Source organism: Bradyrhizobium sp. CSA207 (assembly GCF_029051685.1).
GTDB lineage: Bacteria > Pseudomonadota > Alphaproteobacteria > Rhizobiales > Xanthobacteraceae > Bradyrhizobium.
Map to the genome: position 1 here is coordinate 1 of NZ_JAACFT010000101.1, position 1616 is coordinate 1616.

General features: G+C 64.7%; 1 protein-coding gene. It reads right to left on the reverse strand.

Annotated features, from left to right (window positions below; genetic code table 11):
* A partial coding sequence (locus GWG65_RS40120) for a type VI secretion system tube protein Hcp (RefSeq protein WP_275200907.1) occupies positions 1-1616 on the reverse strand: 1616 nt, incomplete at both ends.

Genomic DNA, 1616 nt, shown 5'->3' on the forward strand with positions numbered 1-1616 from the left:
CAGCATGTCGTGGCCGGTGTTGCTGTCGTGATAGCTGGTCAGCGTGACGTCGCCGAGCTTGAGGTCATAGACGGTGCGGCCGTCGATGCTGATGCCCTGCAGCTCGATCGCGGGAATGTGCTTGCCGGCGGCGACGTCCTTGAGCAGCGCGGTCAGGCCCGAATTGAGATCGAGATCGACGGTGAGCGGCGAGAAGGTCGGCTTGGACGTGCCGCCGCCGCTGGTGGCGCTGATCAGTGCGCTGACGTCAAAGCTGTAGTCGATGATGTTGAAGGCGCCCTCATGGTGAAGAGCGGTGGAATTGCCAATAACGCCGTCGATGGTGAGGAAGTAAGCCGCGGCGCTGCCGCCGCCGGTGGGGCTGCCGTCCGGCACGACGGGATCGGGAATATTGACGTCTTCGGTGCTGGTGGCGACGTCCCAGCTGAAGGTGACGGGCGTGCCGATGGCGCCGTTGGGCGACTGCGGCGTGGTGGTGAGCCTGACCTGCTGATAGCTGAAGGCCAGCATGTCGTGGCCGGTGTTGCTGTCGTGATAGCTGGTCAGCGTGACGTCGCCGAGCTTGAGGTCATAGACGGTGCGGCCGTCGATGCTGATGCCCTGCAGCTCGATCGCGGGAATGTGCTTGCCGGTGGCGACGTCCTTGAGCAGCGCGGTCAGGCCCGAATTGAGATCGAGATCGACGGTGAGCGGCGAGAAGGTCGGCTTGGACGTGCCGCCGCCGCTGGTGGCGCTGATCAGTGCGCTGACGTCAAAGCTGTAGTCGATGATGTTGAAGGCGCCCTCATGGTGAAGAGCGGTGGAATTGCCAATAACGCCGTCGATGGTGAGGAAGTAAGCCGCGGCGCTGCCGCCGCCGGTGGGGCTGCCGTCCGGCACGACGGGATCGGGAATATTGACGTCTTCGGTGCTGGTGGCGACGTCCCAGCTGAAGGTGACGGGCGTGCCGATGGCGCCGTTGGGCGACTGCGGCGTGGTGGTGAGCCTGACCTGCTGATAGCTGAAGGCCAGCATGTCGTGGCCGGTGTTGCTGTCGTGATAGCTGGTCAGCGTGACGTCGCCGAGCTTGAGGTCGTAGACGGTGCGGCCGTCGATGCTGATGCCCTGCAGCTCGATCGCGGGAATGTGCTTGCCGGTGGCGACGTCCTTGAGCAGCGCGGTCAGGCCCGAATTGAGATCGAGATCGACGGTGAGCGGCGAGAAGGTCGGCTTGGACGTGCCGCCGCCGCTGGTGGCGCTGATCAGTGCGCTGACGTCAAAACTGTAGTCGATGACGTTGAAGGCGCCCTCATGGTGAAGGCGGGTGGAATCGCCGATGACGCCGTCGATGGTGAGGAAGTAAGCCGCGGCGCTGCCGCCGCCGGTGGGGCTGCCGTCCGGCACGACGGGATCGGGAATATTGACGTCTTCAGTGCTGGTGGCGACGTCCCAGCTGAAGGTGACGGGCGTGCCGATGGCGCCGTTGGGCGACTGCGGCGTGGTGGTGAGCCTGACCTGCTGATAGCTGAAGGCCAGCATGTCGTGGCCGGTGTTGCTGTCGTGATAGCTGGTCAGCGTGACGTCGCCGAGCTTGAGGTCATAGACGGTGCGGCCGTCGATGCTGATGCCCTGCAGCT